The sequence below is a fragment of the Bradyrhizobium sp. genome (assembly GCF_019242285.1).
In the GTDB taxonomy this organism is placed as follows: domain Bacteria; phylum Pseudomonadota; class Alphaproteobacteria; order Rhizobiales; family Xanthobacteraceae; genus Bradyrhizobium.
The window spans coordinates 1-3,085 of sequence record NZ_JAFAVV010000320.1 but is presented as its reverse complement, the minus strand read 5'-3'; the positions used below and the strand labels follow the sequence as shown (position 1 = coordinate 3,085).

General features: G+C 68.2%; 4 protein-coding genes and 1 pseudogene. 4 read left to right on the top strand and 1 reads right to left on the bottom strand.

The annotated features are described in order from the left end of the window. The 4 genes and pseudogenes from JOY90_RS12600 to JOY90_RS12585 form a co-directional block, all read left to right on the top strand. Window positions 1-628, top strand: a 628-nt coding sequence (locus JOY90_RS12600; protein WP_291691462.1) for a transketolase C-terminal domain-containing protein, incomplete at its 5' end; no start/stop codon positions are given. Window positions 629-651: 23 nt separating this feature from the next. Continuing rightward, window positions 652-723: pseudogene (locus JOY90_RS12595) on the top strand (nucleoside 2-deoxyribosyltransferase); the annotation flags it as partial. Between the two features lie 73 nt (window positions 724-796). Further along, window positions 797-1,531: a TlyA family RNA methyltransferase gene (locus JOY90_RS12590; RefSeq protein ID WP_291691461.1), complete on the top strand. Its 735-nt coding sequence runs from the start codon at window positions 797-799 to the stop codon at window positions 1,529-1,531. Further along, entirely contained in the window at window positions 1,524-2,765 is a 1,242-nt protein-coding gene (locus tag JOY90_RS12585; RefSeq protein WP_291691460.1) for a class I SAM-dependent RNA methyltransferase, read from the top strand. Before JOY90_RS12590 ends, JOY90_RS12585 begins: the two co-directional genes overlap by 8 nt. A gap of 4 nt (window positions 2,766-2,769) precedes the next feature. Here JOY90_RS12585 and JOY90_RS12580 read toward each other — a convergent pair. After that, on the bottom strand, window positions 2,770-3,085 hold a 316-nt coding region (locus tag JOY90_RS12580; RefSeq protein ID WP_291691459.1), incomplete at its 5' end, for a septal ring lytic transglycosylase RlpA family protein.

The following is a 3,085-nucleotide window of genomic DNA, read 5'->3' as shown; positions in this document are numbered from 1 at the left end:
TGGCTCCTTCGACAGCGCTTATCTCGGCTGCCTGCCCAACATGGTGATCATGGCGGCATCGGATGAAGCCGAACTCGTGCACATGGTTGCGACCCAGGTCGCCATCAACGACCGTCCGAGCGCGCTCCGCTATCCGCGCGGCGAAGGCCGCGGCGTGGAGATGCCGGAAGCCGGCGTTCCCCTCGAGGTGGGCAAAGGCCGCATCATCCGCGAGGGCTCCAAGGTCGCGCTGCTGTCGTTTGGCACGCGCCTCGCCGAGTGCGAGAAGGCGGCCGACGATCTCGCCGCCCATGGCCTCTCCACCACCGTCGCGGACGCGCGCTTCATGAAGCCGCTCGACGTCGACCTGGTGCTGAAGCTCGCGCGTGACCACGACATCCTGATCACGATCGAGGAAGGCGCGGTCGGCGGCTTCGGATCGCACGTCATGCAGGCGCTTGCCGAGCACGGCGCGCTCGACAACGGCCTGGTCCGCTTCCGCTCGATGGTGCTGCCCGACGTGTTCCTCGATCACGACACGCCGAACGCGATGTACGCCCGTGCCGGTCTCGACGCCAAGGGCATTGTCGCGAAGGTGTTCGAGGCGCTCGGCAAGGACGCCAAGACCGACGCGGTCAAGCTCGCCTGACGGCGAGCTCCGCGGCTCAGACCGTGAAGATCTATCTGGCAGGTCCCGACGTGTTCCTGCCGGATGCGCTCGAGATCGGCAGGCGCAAGACCGCGTTCGAACTTTCTTTGCGTTCGCATGGCCGTCGAGCGATTTGGCACTGTGCCGCCGCCAACTTGAGCTGTTTGCATGTCCGCTGCACGCAAGCGCGTGGATGTTCTCCTGGTCGAACGCGGCCTGTTCGAGAGCCGGGCGCGGGCGCGCGCGGCGATCGAGGCCGGCCATGTCGTCGCCAACGACAGGAAGGTCGCAAAACCGTCCGAGGTCGTCGCGGCCGACGCCGTGCTCACGGCCGCGCCCGCGCATCCCTATGTCTCCCGCGGCGGCGTCAAGCTCGCGGACGCGCTTGAGCGCTATCCGATTGACGTCGAAGGCCACGTCTGTGTCGATGTCGGCGCTTCGACCGGCGGCTTCACCGAGGTGCTGCTCAGTAACGGCGCGGCGCTGCTGTTTGCGATCGACGTCGGACATGGACAGTTGCACGCCTCGCTAAAGGACAATCCCAAGGTCGTGTCGATGGAGCACACCGACATCCGCAAGCTCGAGGGCACCCGCCTGCCGGTGCGGCCGGACGTCGTCACCATCGACGTCAGCTTCATCTCGCTGAAGATGGTCCTGCCTGCGGCGCTGTCGCTCGCCGCCGCCCCGATGCGCCTGCTGGCGCTGATCAAGCCGCAATACGAAGCGCAGGGCAAGCATGCCAAGGGCGGCATCATCCGCGACGCAGCCGTGCACCGGAAAGTCTGCGACGAGATCGCGGCATTTGCCGCCTCGCTCGGATGCACCGATATCCGCGTCTTCCCCTCCCCGATCACCGGCGGCGACGGCAACGCCGAATTCTTCCTCGGCGCGCGCCGTGGTTGAACGGCTGCTGATCGATCATGTCGGCCATCGCGGCGATGGCATAGGCTTCGTGGGAAGCCAGGCGATCTATGTGCCCTACACGCTGTCCGGCGAGACCGTCGAAGTGGCGGCCGTCGAGGGCCATCATCCCGACCGGCGCCGCCTGCTCGCCGTCGAGACGCCCAGCCCCGAGCGCATCGCGCCGTTCTGCCCGCATTTCGGCGCCTGCGGCGGCTGCGCGATCCAGCACTGGCAGCCGGACCGCTACCGCGCCTGGAAGCGCACGATCGTGGTCGAGACGCTGGTGCAGGCGAAGCTGGATGGCGAGGTCGCGCCGCTGGCCGACGCCCATGGCGCCGGCCGCCGCCGGATCACCCTGCATGCACGGATGGGAACGCACGAGGTGCTCAGGGTCGGCTTCGCCGCGATGGGCTCGCACGACGTGATTCCGATCGACCGCTGCCCGATCCTCGATCCCGGTCTCGACGGTGCGCTGGAAGCGGCCTGGGCGCTGGCCGAGCCGCTGATCTCGGTGCAGAAGCCGCTCGACATCCAGGTCACCGCCAGCCAGGGCGGCCTCGATGTCGACATCCGCGGTTCCGGTCCGCTGCAGAGCAGGATGATCTCCACGCTCTCAGGGATCGCAGCCCGGCACCGGATCGCACGGCTGACGCGGCATGGCGAGCTCGTGCTGATGCGCAACGCGCCGACGATCATGATGGGCACGGCGAAAGTCACGCTGCCACCAGGCTCGTTCTTGCAGGCGACGGCGGCGGGCGAGGAAATGCTGGCGTCACTGGTCGCGGAACGGGTCGGCCGCGCCAGGCTGATCGCCGATTTGTTCTGCGGCGTCGGGCCGTTTGCACTGCGGCTGGCCCAACGCGCGCGGGTGTTGGCCTTCGACAGCGATGCCGGCGCGGTCGCCGCGCTGCAGAGCGCGGCGGCTGCCACCTCAGGCCTGAAGCCGGTCAAGGCAGAGGCGCGCGACCTGTTCCGCCGCCCGCTGGTGCCAGCCGAGCTGCGCGATGTCGATGCGGTGGTGTTCGATCCGCCGCGCCAGGGCGCGCAGGCGCAGGCCGAGCGGCTTGCCGCGAGCAAGGTGCCGGTGATCGTCGCGGTGTCCTGCAATGTCGCGACGTTTGCGCGCGACGCGCGGATCCTGGTGGATGGCGGCTACCGGATCGAGACCGTCGTGCCGGTCGACCAGTTCCGCCACACGCCGCATGTCGAGCTGGTGGCGCGGTTTTCGCGTTGAAGCGCTACTGCACGACGTCGACCTTGACGTTGGCAACGCCGGAACGGACCATGCCGAGCTGCTGCGCCGCGGAATAGGACACGTCGACCACACGTCCCCGCACGAACGGGCCGCGATCATTGACGCGCACGGTGACGGACTTTCCGGTCGACATATTGGTGACCCGCAGGTGTGTGCCGAACGGCAGGCTCGGATGCGCCGCAGTCATCTCGTGCGAGTCGAATTTCTCGCCGCTCGCGGTCCTGGTACCCTCGGTATAGAAGCTGGCCATTCCCCGCGACGCCACGTGGGGCGTCGTCGTCGCGCTGGCCGACGACGGC

What these genes read in the sequence shown, in the direction of transcription:
- JOY90_RS12590 (WP_291691461.1), top strand. Translation starts at nt 797, where the DNA reads ATGTCCGCTGCACGCAAGCGCGTGGATGTTCTCCTGGTCGAACGCGGC.